This is a genomic window from Bacillus sp. FSL W8-1202 (assembly GCF_038006165.1).
Classification (GTDB): Bacteria; Bacillota; Bacilli; order Bacillales; family Bacillaceae; genus Bacillus; species Bacillus subtilis.
Genome location: NZ_JBBOUR010000001.1, coordinates 1,841,890 through 1,861,450, shown reverse-complemented (window position 1 = coordinate 1,861,450; position 19,561 = coordinate 1,841,890). Strand labels below are relative to the sequence as shown.

At 44.0% G+C, this 19,561-nt stretch carries 21 protein-coding genes and 3 pseudogenes; 6 read left to right on the top strand and 18 right to left on the bottom strand.

What is annotated here, in order from left to right; translation table 11 throughout:
- Window positions 1-2: 2 nt before the first annotated feature.
- The 18 genes and pseudogenes from NSQ09_RS09665 to NSQ09_RS09580 form a co-directional block, all read right to left on the bottom strand.
- Window positions 3-932 (bottom strand): carbohydrate ABC transporter permease, encoded by a 930-nt coding sequence (locus tag NSQ09_RS09665; protein WP_017695608.1) that lies wholly within the window; start codon window positions 930-932, stop codon window positions 3-5.
- On the bottom strand, window positions 929-2,212 hold the full coding sequence (locus NSQ09_RS09660; RefSeq protein ID WP_014479104.1) for an ABC transporter substrate-binding protein: 1,284 nt from the start codon (window positions 2,210-2,212) through the stop codon (window positions 929-931). The genes NSQ09_RS09665 and NSQ09_RS09660 overlap by 4 nt, the downstream gene beginning before the upstream one ends.
- A gap of 105 nt (window positions 2,213-2,317) precedes the next feature.
- Window positions 2,318-3,416: pseudogene (gene yesN / locus NSQ09_RS09655) on the bottom strand (two-component system response regulator YesN).
- Window positions 3,416-5,149, bottom strand: a complete 1,734-nt coding sequence (gene yesM, locus NSQ09_RS09650) for a two-component system sensor histidine kinase YesM (protein ID WP_272515677.1) — start codon at window positions 5,147-5,149, stop codon at window positions 3,416-3,418. Before yesM ends, yesN begins: the two are co-directional and overlap by 1 nt.
- The gene (locus NSQ09_RS09645; protein ID WP_103031700.1) at window positions 5,146-5,775 is read right to left on the bottom strand and encodes a YesL family protein; all 630 of its coding nucleotides are present in this window, start codon (window positions 5,773-5,775) and stop codon (window positions 5,146-5,148) included. The genes yesM and NSQ09_RS09645 overlap by 4 nt, the downstream gene beginning before the upstream one ends.
- A gap of 114 nt (window positions 5,776-5,889) precedes the next feature.
- Window positions 5,890-6,193: pseudogene (locus NSQ09_RS09640) on the bottom strand (YesK-like family protein).
- Window positions 6,194-6,215: 22 nt separating this feature from the next.
- Complete coding sequence (locus NSQ09_RS09635) at window positions 6,216-6,758, bottom strand: GNAT family N-acetyltransferase (RefSeq protein WP_033885035.1); 543 nt, start codon at window positions 6,756-6,758, stop codon at window positions 6,216-6,218.
- Between the two features lie 124 nt (window positions 6,759-6,882).
- Window positions 6,883-7,452 (bottom strand): spore coat protein CotJC, encoded by a 570-nt coding sequence (gene cotJC / locus NSQ09_RS09630; protein WP_003233850.1) that lies wholly within the window; start codon window positions 7,450-7,452, stop codon window positions 6,883-6,885.
- 14 nt (window positions 7,453-7,466) lie between these two features.
- The gene (gene cotJB / locus NSQ09_RS09625; RefSeq protein WP_014479095.1) at window positions 7,467-7,730 is read right to left on the bottom strand and encodes a spore coat protein CotJB; all 264 of its coding nucleotides are present in this window, start codon (window positions 7,728-7,730) and stop codon (window positions 7,467-7,469) included.
- Window positions 7,714-7,962, bottom strand: coding sequence for a spore coat-associated protein CotJA (gene cotJA, locus NSQ09_RS09620; protein WP_003219489.1), 249 nt, complete (start codon window positions 7,960-7,962; stop codon window positions 7,714-7,716). The genes cotJB and cotJA overlap by 17 nt, the downstream gene beginning before the upstream one ends.
- Before the next feature lie 176 nt (window positions 7,963-8,138).
- Window positions 8,139-8,723: a TetR/AcrR family transcriptional regulator gene (locus tag NSQ09_RS09615; protein WP_014479093.1), complete on the bottom strand. Its 585-nt coding sequence runs from the start codon at window positions 8,721-8,723 to the stop codon at window positions 8,139-8,141.
- Between the two features lie 114 nt (window positions 8,724-8,837).
- Window positions 8,838-9,395 (bottom strand): spore coat protein, encoded by a 558-nt coding sequence (locus NSQ09_RS09610; RefSeq protein WP_341031150.1) that lies wholly within the window; start codon window positions 9,393-9,395, stop codon window positions 8,838-8,840.
- Between the two features lie 133 nt (window positions 9,396-9,528).
- Window positions 9,529-10,248, bottom strand: coding sequence for a YebC/PmpR family DNA-binding transcriptional regulator (locus NSQ09_RS09605; RefSeq protein ID WP_003233863.1), 720 nt, complete (start codon window positions 10,246-10,248; stop codon window positions 9,529-9,531).
- A gap of 159 nt (window positions 10,249-10,407) precedes the next feature.
- Window positions 10,408-10,581, bottom strand: coding sequence for a phosphatase RapH inhibitor PhrH (gene phrH, locus NSQ09_RS09600; RefSeq protein ID WP_003242557.1), 174 nt, complete (start codon window positions 10,579-10,581; stop codon window positions 10,408-10,410).
- A complete protein-coding gene (gene rapH / locus NSQ09_RS09595) occupies window positions 10,571-11,701 on the bottom strand; it encodes a response regulator aspartate phosphatase RapH (protein WP_017695616.1) in 1,131 nt (376 codons plus the stop codon). The genes phrH and rapH overlap by 11 nt, the downstream gene beginning before the upstream one ends.
- A 146-nt stretch (window positions 11,702-11,847) precedes the next feature.
- Window positions 11,848-13,008 (bottom strand): lysozyme inhibitor LprI family protein, encoded by a 1,161-nt coding sequence (locus tag NSQ09_RS09590; protein WP_069837347.1) that lies wholly within the window; start codon window positions 13,006-13,008, stop codon window positions 11,848-11,850.
- A gap of 156 nt (window positions 13,009-13,164) precedes the next feature.
- Window positions 13,165-14,085 (bottom strand): DUF5655 domain-containing protein, encoded by a 921-nt coding sequence (locus NSQ09_RS09585; protein WP_024571794.1) that lies wholly within the window; start codon window positions 14,083-14,085, stop codon window positions 13,165-13,167.
- A 12-nt stretch (window positions 14,086-14,097) separates the two neighbouring features.
- A complete protein-coding gene (locus tag NSQ09_RS09580; RefSeq protein WP_024571793.1) occupies window positions 14,098-14,436 on the bottom strand; it encodes a hypothetical protein in 339 nt (112 codons plus the stop codon).
- Between the two features lie 165 nt (window positions 14,437-14,601).
- Between NSQ09_RS09580 and yeeF the strand changes: the two genes are divergently transcribed.
- The 6 genes and pseudogenes from yeeF to NSQ09_RS09550 all read left to right on the top strand — a co-directional run bounded on the left by yeeF (window position 14,602) and on the right by NSQ09_RS09550 (window position 19,401).
- A complete protein-coding gene (gene yeeF / locus NSQ09_RS09575) occupies window positions 14,602-16,611 on the top strand; it encodes an LXG family T7SS effector deoxyribonuclease toxin YeeF (RefSeq protein WP_129137497.1) in 2,010 nt (669 codons plus the stop codon).
- A gap of 19 nt (window positions 16,612-16,630) precedes the next feature.
- Window positions 16,631-17,086, top strand: coding sequence for a TIGR01741 family protein (locus NSQ09_RS09570; protein WP_072557181.1), 456 nt, complete (start codon window positions 16,631-16,633; stop codon window positions 17,084-17,086).
- Window positions 17,087-17,326: 240 nt separating this feature from the next.
- A pseudogene (locus tag NSQ09_RS09565) lies at window positions 17,327-17,525 on the top strand (bacteriocin immunity protein).
- Between the two features lie 66 nt (window positions 17,526-17,591).
- A complete protein-coding gene (locus NSQ09_RS09560; protein WP_017695620.1) occupies window positions 17,592-17,858 on the top strand; it encodes a hypothetical protein in 267 nt (88 codons plus the stop codon).
- Between the two features lie 228 nt (window positions 17,859-18,086).
- Window positions 18,087-19,214 carry a Rap family tetratricopeptide repeat protein gene (locus NSQ09_RS09555; RefSeq protein ID WP_052475757.1) on the top strand — a complete coding sequence of 376 codons (1,128 nt, stop codon included), beginning with the start codon at window positions 18,087-18,089 and terminating at the stop codon, window positions 19,212-19,214.
- A complete protein-coding gene (locus NSQ09_RS09550; RefSeq protein WP_128473687.1) occupies window positions 19,204-19,401 on the top strand; it encodes a hypothetical protein in 198 nt (65 codons plus the stop codon). Before NSQ09_RS09555 ends, NSQ09_RS09550 begins: the two co-directional genes overlap by 11 nt.
- Window positions 19,402-19,561: the final 160 nt, after the last annotated feature.

The window sequence follows — 19,561 nt, the reverse complement described above, 5'->3', positions numbered from 1 at the left end:
CGTCATTCCTCCTTTGACTCGTAATGAACCCAATATGACGATGTTTTAAACAATATGAGCGTAATCAGCCCGACAATGACAAGCATGACCCACGCCATCGCCGATGCGTAGCCCATTTGAAAATAGTTAAACGCCCGCTGGAACAAATAGAGCGAATACAGAAGCGTCCCGTCAAGCGGCCCGCCCTCGCCCTTCGAAATGATATAGGCAGGTGTAAATGTCATAAAAGCAGAAATCGTCTGCATCACTAGGTTAAAGAAAATAATCGGTGTGAGGATCGGAAGCGTGATCTTGAAGAAACGCTGCACCCGATTTGCCCCATCCACACTTGCCGCTTCCAAATACGAAGACGGAATGTTTTTCAGCCCGGCCAGAAAAATCAGCATTGACGACCCGAACTGCCAGACGGACAGCAGAATCAATGTCCACAGCGCACTTGTCGGATTCTGGTACCAAAGAATTTTTTGATCAATCCCGACAAAAAACAGCAGCGCATTGATGACCCCGTCATTGCCAAAAATATTGCGCCACATAATTGCCACGGCGACGCTCCCGCCGATGATCGAAGGCAGATAAAAGAGCGTTCTGTAAATGGCCGTTCCTTTTGTTGCATTGTTTAAAATGACAGCGATAAAAAGCGCGAAGCCGAGGCGGAGCGGAACCCCGGCAAGCACATACGTAAATGTCACCTTCAGAGACTGCCAATACTTTTCGTCACCCGTAAACATTTCCTTAAAGTTGTCGAGCCCGATCCATTTCGGCGCCGTAAACAAGTCATAGCTCGTGAAGGACAGAAACAGGGACGCCCCCATCGGGATCACCGTAAAGCATAGGAACCCGATGATAAACGGAGAAATAAAAGCATATCCCGCTAGATTGTCTTTTCTTATACTCCGGCTTTTTTTCATTGCGTCAGCCCCATTTCCCGTCAATTATTCCTCTCTAATATCTCATTGGCCTTTTTTCGGAACGTTTTGGCGGCTTTTTCCGGCGATACCTTCTGATACAGAATCTGATCTGACGTATCCTTCAGCAGCTTGATGACCTCCGCGCTTCCCACAGGCTCTGGCGGATCGGCTTTGCTGATGTTTTTTGACGCGGTTTCTACATACTCCACGATGTTGGTTTCTTCCTCATTCAGCTTCGGTTTAATCGCATCCGCCACCTTGTCGGAGACTGGAACGCCTCGCTCGCCTTTAATCAGCTGGTTCGCTTCCTCATTATTCACGAAGAAATTAATAAATTTCGCTGCCTCTTTTTTATGCTCAGAGCTTTTCGGAATGGAAAACAGCATACTCGGCTTCAATGTCAGCGCCTTTTCCTTCATTTGCTCCGGCGGCAGATAGAGAGACAGCGGCGAGTCTGTCAGCCTGGCAAAGCCCAAATATTGATTGGAGTAGTTCCATGTAATCGCTGACTTGCCTTTGACGATAAAATCGTCTTCCATCCCTTTAATCTGTGCGCTTTCATCAGGTGTTGGGGACGTTTTCGCTTTCACCAGCCTCAGCTGCCGTTCAAAGTAATCGCCAAACAGCTGATCATCTTGATACGCGAGGCCAGTGCCGTCTTCTTTATAAAAGCGCTCACCCTTTGTGCGCAAATAATAAGGGAAGAAAATATCAGGCGGATGCATTCCGTTAGAACCGTAGACACCGGCTTTTTCCTGAAGATTATACGCCAGCTTCTCGTAATCCTCCCACGTCCAGTTTTCCTGATTGATAGACACACCGGCTTTTTTCAGCAAATCTTCATTGGCAATCACAGACAGCACGTTGACACCTAGCGTAAATCCATATAGCTTATTGTCGATTTTTCCGCCCGACAGCATATTCTCGTCGATTGAACTGACGTCAATCGTTCCATCCTTTGTATACGGCGTTAAATCCTCCAGCTGGTTCTTCTTTCCGTATTGGGCTAAGTAAGCGGTATCCATTTGAATGACATCCGGAAGCTGGCCGGCGGCAGACATGGGCGCGAGCTTTTTCCAGTAGTCATCCCAGTTCGCAAATTCCGCTTCAATATGGACGTGAGGATTCTTTTTCTCGTAAAGTTCAATTACCTTTGTTGTATAATCATGCCTTGGCTGCCCGCCCCACCACGCGATTCTGAGTGTAACGTCTTCATTTTTTCCCGAGGCCTCTTCACCCGCTGAACATCCGCTGAACAAAAAGACGCAGACAAGGGATAACAGCACGTAACAAATCTTATTCAAACCAATCCCCCCTTTTTAATGTAAGTGCTTACATTTTATTTTAAAGCGTTCGGATAGGGCGAAACACTCAAAAAACAGTGGCGAAAGTCAAAAAAACAGAGATGGCTATCCTGCGGAAGCGCCTCCCTGTTTTCTTCTGAATTCTGACGGTGTCAGACCGGTATATTTTTTAAAAACAAGACTGAAATACTTCGGATTATCGCCAAACCCGATTTCTTCAGCAATTTCTGATACACTCGCGTCCCGCCTCATTTTCATCTGCTTCATCGCATGTTCAAGACGCACTCGTGTAACATATTGGGAAAATTTCTCGCCTGTTTCCTAATAATTTCCCGAGATAATCAGGATTCATAAACAACATATCCTTCGCCGCCCATTTTAAGGACAGATTCGGATTTCCGAGCTCGTCGGCAATAAGCCTGATCATTTTCGAAATCACTGCGCTCCCATGCAGGTCACCAGACGCTTCAGCTGTGTCACGAAACAGCTGCCCCGCGTGCCGGAGTTCTCCCGCCTGACTGATGGCCATCTTGCGGGCAAAAACCTCCGCCACCTTTTCAGCGGCGTTCTCCTCTACGGCGAGTACGGTCCATTCTCCGCTGCTGCAAACCGCTGTCAGTGCCGACCCGAGTGCCTCTCTGGTTGCGGCATCAATAGATTGTTCCCCTTTTAAGATCAAGAGGCGGATCTTTTTTCCGGCAAGTGAAGGCGGCGGAGACAGCTGGGCCACACCGGCGATCAAACCTTCCAAGTATTGATCGGCTGCAAAGGAACGGATATGGTCGAGCTCGTGTTTCAGATGGGCTGTTTTCTTTTTGTGCACATCTTGCCGCTTCAGCTCAGCAATGATTTCCTCCAGCGAGCTGATAATCTGCTGTTCATTGCAGGGTTTCAGCAAATAATGCTTCACCCCATATTTCATGGCTTCCTTTGCGTACTCAAACTCTCCAAACCCGGACAGGACGATAAATTGCACCGACGGGCTGGCGGCTGACACCTTTTTGATCAGCTCAAGCCCGTCCATGCCAGGCATTTTGACGTCTGTGATGACGATATGCGGCTGCTTATGTACAATCTTTTCATATGCTTCATGTCCGTTCTGCGCTTTTCCGATCAATGAGGCGCCAAGCGACTCCCACTCAATGATTCCCGCCATTCCATCAAGGATAATCCTCTCATCATCAGCCAGCAGTATTTTATACATCACACCACCTCATTTCGGCACGGTATTGTGATCACAATCCTCGTTCCCTTTTCATGCTCACTCTGAATCCGCAATCCGTATGGCTCTCCGAATGTCAGGCTGATGCGCTCGCGAATATTCCACAGTCCGATTCCTCTTCCGCCCGTTGATTCAAGAATCCGTCCATCCATGCCAGGGCCGTTATCTTCGACCGTAATACAGATACAGCCCTTCGTCTTTTTCGCCTGAATCCGGATGGCGCATGGCCTTGTAAAGGGTTCAAGCGCGTATTGAATCGCATTTTCCGCAAGCGGCTGGAGCGTTAGTTTCGGAATGAGGCAATGCTTCACATCATCGTCAATATCCAACGTGAAATTCAGGCGCTCTTCAAATCGAAATCGCTGAATAGTCATATAGTGACGTACAATGTCCGCCTCCTCCTGAATGGTCACGATATCCTTTTTCATATGTATGCTGTTTCGCAGAAGAAAACCGAGCGATTCCACCATTTTTGAGATTTGCTTTTGCTGATTCGCCTTGGCCAGCCAATTGATGGACTCGAGCGTGTTATATAAAAAATGCGGATTGATCTGGGCTTGCAGTGCTTTCAATTCGGTTTCTTTAATAATGAGCTGTTTTTCCACATTTTCTTCCATCAGCTCATTAATCCGTTTCATCATGACAGTAAAATGACGGTTCAGCATGCCGGCCTCATCCTGTGTATGTTCCGGCAGAGAAAGCGACACACCTGCTTCAATGCCGCCGTGCTGTACCGATTTCATCGCGGTCACAAGCTGTTCAATCGGCTCCGTGATGCTGTTGGCGATTTTCCTTCCGAAAAGCAAAACCACACAGAAAAAGAGGAGAAAGCATGTGCCGATCACTGTTTTCATAAAGGAAATTTTTGCGAACATCTGATCAAAGGGGATAACGTTATAGTAGCTCCAATTTTGGTAGGATGATTGAAGGTAAGAAATAAAGTAACGTTTGCCATTCTTTTTTATCAAGTCATAACCGGGGTGCTTCAGCGTCTCTTTTGCTGCCTCAGGAACATGCGCTGATGCATGTGCCGTATACACCAAATTACCGCCTTGGTCAGCAATCATAATGTCTCCGACTGAATCGCCCCAATCCTTCGGCACATCACGAATCATCTGTTTTACATTGACCTGGATCAGCACCATGCCCAAGCCGTTCAAACTCAGCTGGTGATAGGACCTGATCTGCCGTGCTGAAATCAGGACAGGATCTGACCCGCCGAGCGTCATCCAAAGATTTCTTCCATTTTTCGCTTTCGCTCGCTTAAATACCTCTTCCTGCTCCTGCTGCAAAAGATCTGAAGAACTGCTTCCGGCTGAATACTCTGAGCCGCGGGCATCAATCACATGAATGGAATCGATGTACTTTTCATCGCTGGCATATCCCGCCAGCTGATCCCACAGCTCCTGCTTCATTTGATACTGATCGTACGTATCATCGCGATTTTGCATGCTCAGGATGCGCTGAATCTGTTCGTCCGTAATGATTTCATATGACACATCCTCTATCTTCTTCAGCTCGTCTTCGATCCTTTCAGAAGACATCCGAAGCACCTCCGAGGACTTGCGGTAAATCTGCTCATCATACACATGAAAGGCATACTGGACCCCGCTGTATACAAACAGAAAGGATACGGCCATAATCAACGATAGAAACACAAACAGCTTATCCTTAATCTTCATCCGCCTGTACCAGCCAGCAACTCTTTTCTTCATGCCGCCTTTTCTTTCTCCTGCCGCTGATCCATTGACCGAAACGCTTTAAAGGACAGCTTCGTTAAGATCAGGCTGAGTAAACTCCCGCTGAAAAACAATAGAAACGTGACATGAAACAGAACGAGACAAAGCACACCGACAGCGCCCGCCGCCATCAAAAGCGTCACCGCCGGACGGCTGAAGGCAATGAAAAAGCTGATGCTCAGCACCTCTCTGATTTTTACGTCAAAATGAGAAAATACCGGGAACACATACAGCACAACAAACGCGAAAATCAAACTAATGCTCAGGAATACATTGACGAGCACAGGCTGGTCCATCTGAGCCGCTATCCGCATATCCGCAAACAGAAACAGGGCAGCCGTCACAACGATAAGCCCGAGGATCTGTGATGCCCGCCATTCCTTTTTAAACGCCCGAAAAAAGACAGAAAACACCGGGGCATCTGTATTCCCCTTCGCCCATTCTCTCGCCACTGTAAACATCGCGGCAGTAGCGGGCATCAGCCCAAACACAACCAGGCCTGCAAGAGAAAACAAAATCCAAAGCACATTCAAATAGGCCAGTCTCATCACCCACGTACAAAAACGATTCAGCCCATTTGTCACACTGTGTATCATCAACATCACCTTCCCGCTTTGGAAAACGCTTTCATTTTAAAGTAATATGTATTTCTCCTTTCGAAAGAAAATTCCTGCCGGTCTGTGAAAATTTCGACATGATGAGAGACGGCAGCAGCCTTATCTTTTCCTGTAACGCCGGATGGCCTTATCGATCAAATATCCGGCAATGGCTCCGAAAATGACATTGAATCCAAGCATTCCGAGCGCAGCCCCTTCCCAGCCGCGTACATACACGAGGCTGTACCAGATCGCAAACACACCAAGGACGATCAGCCCGGCCAACATCCATTCCGGCCGACTTTTGTCAGGAAATCTCATCCGCATCAAAACGGATACGCCAGCAAACAGACAAGCCGTCACAATCCCTGTCACAAATAAAATTGGCCACAACATCGCCTGCCCTCCCTTTTAGAAAAGACAAAAAAGCCCCCTGCAAAGGACGCTTATTCTGCCGTAATCTCTTTCTCAAACAAATGATATCCGGACGCATCAGCACCCATGAATTCATATCCCATACGCCGATAAAAGGAATGCAGGGCGTCGTTATCAGCGACACAGTCAAGCCGGATCCGTGTTTTTCCCGGAAAGTGTATGCCCGTCTCCGCCCATTGAAGGACGCGGGCTCCAAGCCCCTGTCCCGCAAACCGGCGGCTTACTGCGAGGCGATGCAAATAAATGGACTCCTCATGCCCATCGTCTCCCCAAAGCGCCCAGTCCCACTCGCTCGGTTCAGGCAGCAGCATCACGACAGCCGCAAGCTCTTCATCTTTTTTAAACACAAACACATGTCCCTTTTCAATTGACCCCGTGATATCATGTATATCTTGCCCTTTTAGAAGTCCGCTCCATTGGTTAGAACCCCGATCCCGGAGCCATTCAGCTGTTCGGACGAGCAACCCGGTAATCGATTCTGCATCCTCATAGACGGCCGGACACGCGTAAAATCCATCTGCAATCGTTTCGTTCTCAATCTTAAAAGCTGACATAAAGGCCTCCCAATCAAAAAGTAAGCTTGCACACACACCTTGATTATAATGCAGACCAAACTGCAAAAACAGACCATTTTCTCTGTATGTAAAAGGGTGTATGAAAGAGAGGCCAATCTGCCTATTAGAAAATCTTCTTTTTATCCCGTTCTTCTTTTAAAATTTCAACCGCCTCTCTGAAGCGCATAGAGTGTACGATTTCACGCTCACGCAAAAAACGCAGGGAATCGTTTAAATCAGGATCATCCGAAATATCAATCAGCCATTGATACGTCGCCCGCGCCTTTTCTTCTGCGGCAATATCTTCGTATAAATCGGCAATCGGATCGCCCTTCGCTTGGATATAGCTCGCGGTAAACGGCACGCCCGCCGCATTATGATAAAAAAGCGCGCTGTCGTGATTGACGTAATGATCGCCAAGCCCAGCTTCACGCAGCTGCTCCGGTGTGGCGTCTTTTGTTAACTTATAGACCATGGTCGCAATCATTTCCAAATGGGCAAACTCCTCCGTGCCGATATCTGTTAAAAGGCCGATGACCTTATCAGGAATCGTATAACGCTGGTTCAAATACCGGAGAGCTGCGGCCAGCTCGCCGTCCGCTCCGCCATACTGCTCAATCAAATACTTCGCCAGCGTCGGGTTGCACGTACTGACCTTGACAGGGTATTGCAGCTTCTTTTCATACACCCACATTCAGGCATTCCTCCTTATACTTGCCACGGCCATGGCCCTTTTCCCCAATCCCAATCCTTGCCCGCGGGGCTGTTGCCGAACTGCAGAAGCGGTCCGTAAGAGGATTCGAACTGTCTTTTTAAGTGCCTTGAATAGCCGGAATATTGATTGAATTGATTCAGCGCATCCTCATCATGAGGATGTGTATTTAAATAAAGACTCAGCTCAACAAGCACAAAATCAGCAGCCTGTATTTGCTCTAGCTGACGATAATATTCGGCGTCAACCTTTTTTGCCATGTGCGTCTCCCCCTCGATAAGGGTTTTCATAAAAATCATAGAGATCCTTCCAAAGGGTGCCTTTCCTCAAAGCCTCCATCGGCGAAAACTGCTCCATATGCTCAGGCTGAAAGGTCATATAAAGGTTAGGGGGCGTTCTGTAATATTTCTTCCCTATGGGCGGACAGGGATCAAAACGGCTGTGAAAGGGCGTATATGATTTGACAGGCGTAAACGGCTGCATATCCTTCATTCCGGCTCCTCCTTTCTCAAAAACAATGACCTTAATAGGTATGAGGCAGGAGGCATGATTATGACTGAAACACGACTTAGCTTTTTCAATAAGAAGACCTTCGGAAGCGCCGAAGGTCTTTCTAGACTATTCAGTCTAAAAAGTACATACATGGGCAAAGAATCCTTTACCACATGTTAATCAAGCACTGATAAACTCACGTCAACATGGTTCTGAAGCCGATCCATATCAGCCGTCACTTTCGCAACAAATGTCAGAGACAGCCTGCTTTGATTCAGGTAACGGGCAAGCGCAGTTATATCAGTATCTTCGCCATTCAATTCTCCTTGATCCTTCGCCCTTAAAAGCGCCTGATAAAAAGCGTCCTCAAGCTGCTTGGATTGTCTGTCAAAATACCGGGCAAGCTCAGGGTCATGCGGAATCTGTTCAATCGCGCTGTTAATGATATAGCACGCCTTCGCCCGTTCAGGATCCCTCAAAGCATTGACACCTTCTTGAAAAATATTACGAATGGCTTCCTTTACAGATCCTGGCGATTCAAGCCTTTCCATAACGGCAGTGTTTTTCCCTTCAAGATACGTTTTCACAGCGGACAAAAACAAATCACGCTTCGTGCCATACGTATCATACAAACTTTGGCGCGCAATGCCTAAATGAGAGAGCAGATCCTGAAGAGACGTTCCTTCGTAGCCATACTCTCCAAAAACCTCTATCGCCCTGTGAAGAACAAGCGCCGTATCAAATTCTTTATTCCTCCCCAAAAGACGATCACCTCCTGAAACAAATGTTACCAGTTTCCAGACTGAACAGTCAAGAAAAAAGCTAAAAAAACACTCTTGATCTGCAAGAGTGTCCTCTTTTTATCATCATCTTCTTTATTTATAACCGTCTTTTCCCCAGTGGCCCATATGGTGGTGATGGTGGCCATAATGACCATCATGATGATGGTGATGATTATCCTTTCCAACATGGTGATGATGGTGATGAAGATTATCTTTTCCATCATGATGATGGTGATGAAGATTATCTTTTCCATCATGATGATGGTGATAATAGTGGTGATGTCCATCATTTTCATGGTGCATGCTCGGATAGCTTCCAGCTCCCGGAGAGCCTCCATAGCCGCCGCTTGGGTAACCGCCGTACCCACCATATCCCGGATAGCCGCCGACTTCTCCATGTATGCCGTGATCTGGGTAGCCTTGCATGCCATAGCCCGGGTAGCCTCCATACATGTCATAGCCCGGATAGCCTGTGCTTTGCATGCCATAGCCCGGATAGCCTGTGCTTTGCATGCCATAGCCCGGGTGGCCTCCATACATGTCATAGCCCGGATAGCCTGTGCTTTGCATGCCATAGCCCGGGTGGCCAATACCAAAGCCCTGATAATGACCAAAACCAGGTCCGCCATACATATGTCTTGTATCAGTCATATTCACTCTCTCCTTCACATAGGTTACAGTCCAGAGTATGAGAATATCTTATAGATCGTATAGGCGGCCGCCTACATACAGCTAAAACAATTTCCAGGACAAAAAAAGCAGGCCATAACAGCCTGCTCACTCCTTACTCACCTAAATCAACGTTATGATATACCTGCTGAACATCTTCCAAATCTTCTAATGCATCAATCAATTTTTCAAACTGTTCCTTTGCATCATCCGGAAGCGTTACTTCACTTTGCGCAAGCATTGTCAGCTCCGCTACTGTAAATTCCTCGACACCCGCGTTTTTAAACGCCTCTTGCACCGCATGGAATTGATCAGGCTCAGCATATACGATCACGCTGTCATCCTCTTCTAAAATGTCACGTACATCAACATCCGCTTCCATCAAGATTTCAAGCGCTTCGTCAGCAGTTTTGCCTTCCACACCGATTACAGCCGTCGCGTCAAACATGTAAGCAACAGATCCGCTCACACCCATGTTTCCGCCGTTTTTCCCGAACGCCGCACGCACTTCCGGCGCCGTACGGTTTACATTATTCGTCAGCGCATCAACGATAATCATTGATCCGTTCGGCCCGAAGCCCTCATAACGAAGCTCATCGTAATTCTCTTCCGCTCCGCCCTTCGCCTTCTCGATCGCACGTTCAATGATGTTTTTCGGCACGCTGTAAGTCTTCGCACGCTCAAGCACAACCTTCAGCGCCTGGTTGGATTCCGGATCAGGCTCGCCCTGTTTCGCCGCCACATAAATCTCACGGCCAAACTTCGCATAAATCCGACTCGTATTTGCGTCCTTAGACGCCTTCTTCTCTTTAATATTGTTCCACTTACGGCCCATGATGTTCCACTCTCTTTCATATATATCAATCTAAATACTGTTATTCACTTTATCCATTATACCTCAAATGGTTTGGTTGTTTCGAGTGTCTTGCGTTAGAAATAGAAGGAATGCCGCGATGTGGAAAATGGAACGTCTTCCGTAAAGCAAGAAAAAGCCCTAGCTAAGGGCTTTCTTCTGATCACTGAGTTTGTAAGGGGAATGATCGATATACGTCGTATTTCGATCTGTTGATTCCTTAAATCCGCCGGAGTTTGTCAGGGTTGGAAACGACATGCTTCCGAAAACTAGAGTAACAGCCAGGCACATCATCACTTTTTTCTTAATAGGCATATAAACACTCTCCTTTTAGAATATCTTCTTGGGCTTTCAGCACTTTCCGATAAAACGCAGCGGCTTGTTCAAAGTGACAGCTGCTTTCAAAAACAGCGGCAGCACTCCGGGCACATGCTTCAATGTAAGCGTGCAGGTTCTTTTTTTCGAAATAGCTTAAAAGATCATGAATTTTTCGTTCATCAACAGTCTCCTTGTACACGGCCTGCAAGAACAGAAACAATTCTTTATAAAATTTGTGAGAACGTGCTGTGATATGGTCTAATCCTTCCTCTATGAACTGAAACGCCTTCTGTGTTTGGCCCGCTTTACATAATGTCCAGCTTAATCCAAACAAGACTTTCGGAAGCAGATCAGGCACTTTCTCTCTGCTTACTTTCGCCGCTTTTTGGAAATGTTCTACAGCCATCTGATCGTCTCCTGATCTGTCATAGCTGTTCGCGATGTTCAATAGAGAAATGGCGATAAACCTGTCATTTTGAATGTCCATGGCCAATTCCAGCGCCTTTTCTAAATGCGGGAGCGCTTTATCATAATGTTTGAAATCATCATAGTTGCCGGCGATCACAAACAAGCTTTGTATCGTTCTAATGCTGTATAAGGGATGGTTTTGATAAATGTCTAAGGCTTGAAGAATATGATGCATCGACACATGGGTTTGCTTCATGTGATAATACGCTTCGGCCACTTTAAAATGGAATTCCGCTTTCTCAATTTCATCTGACACAAACGGCAGTTCTTTCTCCGCCTCGCGATAATACCCGATCGCTTCCACATATTCTTTTTGGTCAAATTCATACATGCCGCGGAAAAACAAAGAGTAATATTTCAAAAGGCCTGTGAGTTTTTTCTGAGGGGTCTCAATTGTTTCCAAAAGTTCTGTCACTGTAGGGCGATTCCCGTAAGGCTGTCCCGGCTCCAAATAATCCAGCATCAGCTGGTGCCGAAAACACATCAGAGAATAATAGATCAGCAAATCCTGGTCTTCTTCCATTTGCTGAATGTCCTGCTCCACCTCCGCTTTCAGAACCTCAGCATCCGGAACACTGAACTGGCGAATCATTTTATACCATTCATTAATCTTAACACCCACACGCGAAGACGGTATGGCTTGACTCAACGGCTTCCCTCCTTCTCTATGAGATATGTCATATTCTATCAATCCCAAATTTTGAAAACAATACAGAAGGAAGAAATTGTTTTTTCATCCTGTCAATTTGTTTTCTTCGTAAAAAAGAACCCTTTATGCAAGGGTCCATATCAATCTTATTTCATATACGTATTCACGAGCTCGTAACAGCGCTCTTTCGTCTGTTTGGCAAGCTCTTCCGTTTGGACGACTCGGGATAATGAACCGCCGCCCTCCTCATCATATCGTTTCTGGGCCGCAGCATCCCTATCCTTTATCCATTGGCGCTGTTTCACTTTTAATGCCGCCATGTCTGAAGCAGGAAGCTGTTTTTGCAGCACGCCGTATATCTCGTTCAGCAATCCGTCCCACATTTGATAATTGTAACCGTAATCCTCAATCATCTGATAATCACTTTGATAGTCATTGTGCTTTTCTTTCTGTTCTGTCGCTGACAATTTGGCAGCATAATCTGCTTTTGTGTTTCTCTTTTCCTGCTCACTGCTCTGTGTATCCGCGTTATCTGATGACTCGGTTTCCTCAGCCGTTTGAACTTTTTCTTGCTCCGGAGCCTCAGTCTCGTCTTCATTATCACTCACTATACTGGTATCCTTTGAGCTGATCGCCGCCTGTCTTTCCCCATTTGAACTTTTCACATTGAAAAGATAAGCTGTTCCGCCGGCAGCCTTCGATTCATAGGACTTCACAAATTCCGCCGTTTCACCGTTTCTAGACAGAATCGTTTTCGCTTCTTCTTTTGTCAGCTTGATATCATCCCCTTGAAGCGACTTGCTGTCCCATTTGTTGATCTTCCAATCGCCATCTTCCTTCACCAATTCAAACGTCCATAACGTGCCCATGTTGTTTAATTCTGTTGCCGGATCTATTGATGTAGAATCTATCTTATTCTTGTTCTGTTCATATGTAAAACGCACATCAAAATCAGTGCCGGGTTGAAAAGGAGCATCACACTCGCAAAAGTACTCCCCAGCCAAATCCTTTAAGGTCTGATCTGCAAACGTCTCTGTTGCATAAGGCAACAGACTAGACCGCAGCTTGCTGAAATCAGCCTTATTCGCCGTGCTCCAGCCGTTTTCTGTTCCCGCTTTATCAAATGCATTGAAGATCGAATCTATATCGTTTTTCAAAGCTGATTTTACTTCCTGCTCCGTCAGCATCGCAACGCTCGCTTTCTTCACTGCTTGCTTTTCCTGATCCTTATCAGAAGCTCCGCTATCAGAACACGCCGATAATAGGAATAAAATAGATAAAAGCAGCGCACCCAATTTATAACTCATTGTCTCTTCTCACCCTTCTGCTCTCTCATGGTAGCTTTCTTATTTTATAGGTCTTTTGTAGGTTTGTACATTTGATTTTTACATAGGCAGAAAGAGACTGAAATGAATTCTTCTTTAGCTATGCCACAATAAAAAAGAACTTCTCAATGGAAGTTCTCACTTATTTTTCTCATAGGATTGTTTGATCAACCCCATAATATATTCAATGTGTTCGTCATCTTTTATGAAAATCTCATAGTCTCCATTTCCCCAGTGACCGGTCTCAGAGACATCGCGCATTTTCTCCTCGGGATCATGCAATTCTCCCTTTTTCATATTCACCCACACCTTAAGTCCGCTTTTTAAAAGTAGAATATCAACGAAGTTTCGCTTACTAGATGTAAACGCAATATAAAGCTTGGTCGGTTTGATTGAAATATGATCGTCCAAATTAAAAATGAATTCCTTTAGCTTCTGATAAAGCTCTATGATGTCAAACGGCTTATCTGCAAGGTGATCCTCTTCAGTAAACACTTTTATTTCTTTGCTAACCTCTTGAATGGTCTCACTTTGCTGCGAAATGGTCTTAATCGACTCGGAGACGCCATCAGCCTTCATTTGATTCAACTGGATCAGATCATTTTCGTACCTTTTAATCTCCCATAATTCAATTGGCAGGTCTTTAAAATGGATGGATTGCTTTTGATACACCGTAAAAACAGGTGAAATAAAAATGACCTTCGACTGCGACCAATCCACATCATCCCGCTTTAACGGAAGATCATGATTCTCATTGTACTCAAGAATGAAATCTGCTTTATGATTGAGCATTGCCGCTAAGTAGGCGTAGCCCTGGTCAACAACACTGAAGTTTTTCGTATTTTTATACTCGATAATCACGAAAGCATTTGTCTCATCATCAAACGCTAACGTATCAATGCGGAAATTGCTGATCCTGAATTCAGATTTCACAAACCTGAGCCCCAACATCCGCTGAAGATTGATTTCACATAAATCCTGAATCTCTTTTTCTTTTTTAAACGGTTTCTCGCGAATATCTTCGATTTGGTTTTGGCTGTTTACTTTATAGAGATACATGCCGGGCTCCTTTTATTTTACTAGTTCCATTAAGGTTTCTAAGGATAGACTCGAAACCGGATTTTGCGTTTTCGTTTTCAGCGTACCGCCAATCATATAAGAATAGTCACGGCACTCTGCCAATTGAAACCGAACTCTATTATTCGTTTTAGTGAGCTTGGCGGGTTCATCTGATTCCCAAGCGTCAACGATCTTGTAAACATTTAAAATCACACCGCTCCGAACAACAATTGCCAGTTTACATTCTTTTGCTCTGGACAATTTCATATCCCAGTTCCCGCAGGCGCGGTTCGTTAGCGTGTCGCCTTTTTGAATATCCTTGATCTTTATGATTAAGAAATCTTTATCCAAATGAGCTCTTCCCCTTTTAATTGATCTATCATCATCATATCAAAACCGTGTACTTAGACACATGCCAAATGACTCATTTTTCCACCAAAACACGTTCTCACCCCACCCTCATCCCACCCCGTGGTAAAATTTTGATATTGAGTGAACAAAAGAAGGGAAATGGTCATGAAAGTATTTGAAGCGAAAACACTGCTTTCGGAAGCGACAGACCGTGCAAAAGAGTATAAAGAACTAAGAACGCAAATGGTAAATTTGAGAAAAGCGTTAAAAAGCGTATCTGATCTCAGTGACAGCGAATTTTCAGGAAAAGGCGCCAGCAACATCAAAGCCTTCTATCACGACCACTTCGGCGTCACCGACCAATGGATCGACTACATCGACATGAAAATCGCATTTTTCAACAGCATCGCCGGAGCCGCCGAAGACAAAGGCCTCTCAGACGCATACATCGAAGAATCCTTCCTGGAGCACGAACTGGCAAATGCCAATAAAAAATCAAAATCCATCATGTCCGAACAGAAAAAAGCGATGAAAGATATCTTAAACGATATCGACGACATCCTCCCGCTCGACCTGTTTTCAACAGAAACCTTCAAAGACGAGCTGGCAGATGCCAACGACAAACGCAAAAAAACACTGGAAAAATTGGACGCCTTGGACGAAGACCTGAAGACAGAATACGCCCTGTCAGAACCAAACGAACAATTCATCAAATCCGACTTCCAAAAGCTCCAAGAAGCAACGGGCAAAGGCAAAAACGCCACACCCATCCACTACAACGCCAAGGCTTACCGTGAGAGCGACATACATAAGAAAAAAGGCGACATTGAAACGCGGACTGAGGCTTACTTGAAGATTAAAAAAGAGGAAGCGAAGGAACGCGAGATTGAAAAATTAAAAGAAAGACTGAAAAACTACGATTATGCGGATGCCGATGAATTCTACGAAATGGCAAAAACGATCGGCTATAAAAATCTGACAGCAGAACAACAGAGATACTTCACCCAAATCGAAAACACGCGTGAACTTGAAGCAGGCTTCAAAGGGGTTGCCGTCGGCCTTTATGATTCCGGGAAAGACGCGGTCGTAGGCCTGTGGGATATGGTCACAGATCCGGGCGGAACCGTTGAAGCGATTACGGGAGCGATGGCTCACCCGATCAAAACGTATGAAGCCATTTCAGCGGCAATCGAAGAATCGTATCAAAAAGACATGGTGAATGGTGACACCTACTCAAGAGCAAGATGGGTGTCATATGCGGTTGGCACTGTTGTCACATCAATTGTCGGCACAAAAGGTGTTGGCGCCGTCTCAAAAACTGGCACAGCCGCCAAAGTGACGGCGAAAGTCAAAACAGCAGCAAGCAAATCTGCAACAGCCAAAAAAGCCATAACAGTCTCAAAACAAACCGTTGATCACATCAAACAAAAAGTAAACACAGGCATAGAAGTATCAAAAAAACACGTCAAAACCAAATTAAATCAAACCGGAGATCTCACTCTAGCTGATATTCTCCCGTATCATCCGCGTCACGACTTAGTGCCGGCGGGCGTTCCTTACAACGCGGTCAACGGGGTCACACTTAAAGAGGGACTGCAAAAATTCGCCAAGGTCATTCTTCCGAAACCATACGGAACGTCATCAAGCGGAAAACGAACTCCAGCGCCACATGTACCGCCGGTAACCGTCAAATACGGCGAGCATTTCGCAAGATGGAGCAGAAAGAAAGTACTGAAGCCGAATGTCATCTACAAAACAAAAGAAGGCTACACATACACGACTGACAACTATGGTAGAATTACAAGTGTCAAAGCAGACTTGCAGCTGGGAGAAGCAAAACGAAACCAATATGCACAGACGAATGCTGGAAAGCCCCAAGACCGAAAGCCCGACGATGACGGCGGCCATTTAATCGCCACCCAATTCAAAGGCTCAGGCCAGTTCGACAATATCGTGCCGATGAATTCTCAGATTAATAGGAGTGGCGGGAAATGGTATGAGATGGAGCAGGAGTGGGCAAAAGCTCTAAGCAAAAAACCACCTAAAAAAGTAGCAGTTCAAATAGAACCAGTCTATTCTGGGGATTCACTTAGACCATCATATTTCGATGTAACCTACAAAATTGGGAGCAGAAAAGAAATAAGCGTCTCTATTAAAAATCAGCCTGGGGGTTAAAAGAATGGAAACTAGGAAGATGCAAGATTTGTATCAACTTATTGGAGAGAAACTCAATGACATCATACCTGGTGAATGGACAAAGATATATCTTTATGCAGAAGTATTAGATGATTCCACAATGGTTCTTTTTCACTTCAGAACACCAGAAAATAATCAAATTATTTATTCACAAGATATACCTAGCCATTACAACGTAAGCAAGGATATTTTCAAGATGTTGTTAAGAGAACTAAGAGAACTTTTTGAAGAATTAAGAACTGAACACAGAAATAATAACGATGATGTTTGGACTAACCTTACACTAACATTGGATCGTAGCGGAGAATTCCAATTAGATTATAATTATGATGATATTTTAGCCTCAGAATTAGATGGATACGAAAGAATCGCAATATGGGAATATAAAAACCTTGGTATTTTGCCTGAAGATGAGGATGATAAAGAATTTGTAATTAGTTACCTCGGTCTATAATTAAAAAATGGCTCAGCCCTACTCTGCTGAGCTATTTTTTATAAACCAATCTAAAATAAAGAAATTTTAGAGGTTTTCCATATGAATATATTGATTATAAATACAATTAATAAACTCTATAATGAGGCTAACTTTTCTCAAGACAATTATCTATCAATATGCAAACAACCTATAACATTACCAGAAGAAATAAAGTCATTTGGAAAATCAATGTAGATACAATCTATTGGAGGGTAAACAATGGATAAACTGACAAAAGAAGAGTTGATCTTTCTTGTAAATGAACCCAACATTAGATGATGAGAAAGTCAGTGAATATCTCGATTTATTAGAGAAAAATGTTCCTCATCCGGCATCAAGTGATTTAATTTTCTGGAGCAATGAAGATTACACAGCGGAACAAGTTGTAAAAATTGCTCTAAATTATAAAGATGAGTAGTCTATCAAACCATTAAACAGATATAGCAACTCTCAAATGGAATAGAAATTTAAAAGGAGCATCACCTTGACAGTAAGAAAAGAATTAATAAAACAAATTAATTTAACAATCGCAGCAATAAAAACAATTCATCAAAATAATCCAACTCCAATGGTCAAAAACATATTAAAAAGATACCAAGAAGCAATAGTCTTTATCCAACATTCATCTGAGGAACAATATGAAGAAGGCTTTTCTAAAATTAGAAACAAATTAGACACTTTGACAAGAGCTTACCTAGAATCAGCTAGCGACTACATGAATCCAATGCTCAGAGAAATGCATAAAACTTAAAAGCTGTTAAAAAAGTATGATGAAACTGGTAAGTCATAATCACCGCAATCTAAAATTCGAAAACTGAGATTGCACTAACCCACACAAAACCAAATATAACGCAAAACACCCGAACAGCCATTTGCGGACAGCACCGAAAACTTTTTTTACGGTCTCTCAACCCCTTCCTATTAAATTTCTGTATTGATAAAATTTACATAATTAGTGAGAAGAGGAAGGGTGAGAAGTTTGGGCACGATTTCGTCTCCGCACGTTGGGATGAAAATTAATGAGTGGAACCGGCATATTCAAAAGTTTAATGTGACTGACGCTGAAATGCTTAAAGCTGAGATCGAGCGGGACATTGACGTCATGGAAGAAGACCAAGACCTCTTGATTTACTATCAGCTCATTGGATTTCGCCATCAGCTTATGATTGACTATGTGATTCCATCTGAAGGAAACCAAATGGAGTTATCAGAATATTTAAAGAGAATTGAAGGCAGCAACAGGAAGATGGAGAAGCTCGTTGAATACTACTATTACTTTTTTCAAGGAATGTATGAATTCAAAGAGGGCAATTTCTTAAGTGCCATTACATTCTATCAAAAAGCGGAAAATACAATTCCTTATATTTCAGATGAAATCGAGCGGGCAGAATTTTATTTTAAAATGGCTGAAGTGTTTTATCATATGAAACAAACCCATGTATCCATGCACTATTCTTCTCAGGCGTATAACATTTATAAAACGCACGACCTTTACTCAGTCCGCCGCATACAATGCCATTTTGTGATCGCAGGAAACTACGATGACCTAGAAAGTCATGAAAAGGCGCTCCCTCACCTCGAACAGGCACTAAAAGGCGCACGGCTGCTTGAAAGCAAAAACAAGCGAATTTACGGCCAAGCTTTATTCAATATCGGAAATTGTTATCTTAAAATGGGCGAATTGACGAAAGCAGCAAAATACATGGAGCAATCGATACTCCAATTCAAAAAATCAAATTTCAACAACTTGACACAAGCTTACCACGATTTAGCCTTAATTTATTTTCTTCAACATAAACAAGACCAAGCAATGGATTGTTTCAGAAAAGGCGTACGCTTCGCATGTAAATTCGACGATGGCCTATTTAAAATCATGTTCGAAGGATTGCAGGCACTGTTTATCAAAAAAGGAGAAACGTCCATTTTATTAAATGTTTTCAACAAATTAGAGACATCCCAAGGATATCCTTATATGGAAGAGTTGGCATTATTAGCCGCAAAGTTTTATACTGAAATTGGGCAGATGGATGATTCTGTTATCTATTTCAAAAAGATGGTTCATGCCCGCAAACAAATTCAGAGAGGGGATTGTTTGTATGAAATTTAAACTGACTTTGTGCGCTGTAATTGCTTTGATCGGAGTAAGCTTTATCAGTTCTTCCTTGGGAAATGAAGTAAACGTAGCATCTAGAAACATGACAAGCAAAGCTGCAAACGATTCAACGAACTCCCTAGCAGACAAAGCCATCTTTGATAAGGAAATAACGATTGCAGAAAACGGAACGCTTGATTAAGGACAAGACGCAGCTTAGGCTGTGTCTCTTTTTCTGAAGAAATAGGTGACAAGGTGATAGAATGTTGATGTTCAAGATGCTGATCAACTTCTGCTTGAAATCCACAAAACGATGACCTCACTTGAGTGGCATATATCTAAAATTAGTGATCTAACTATAA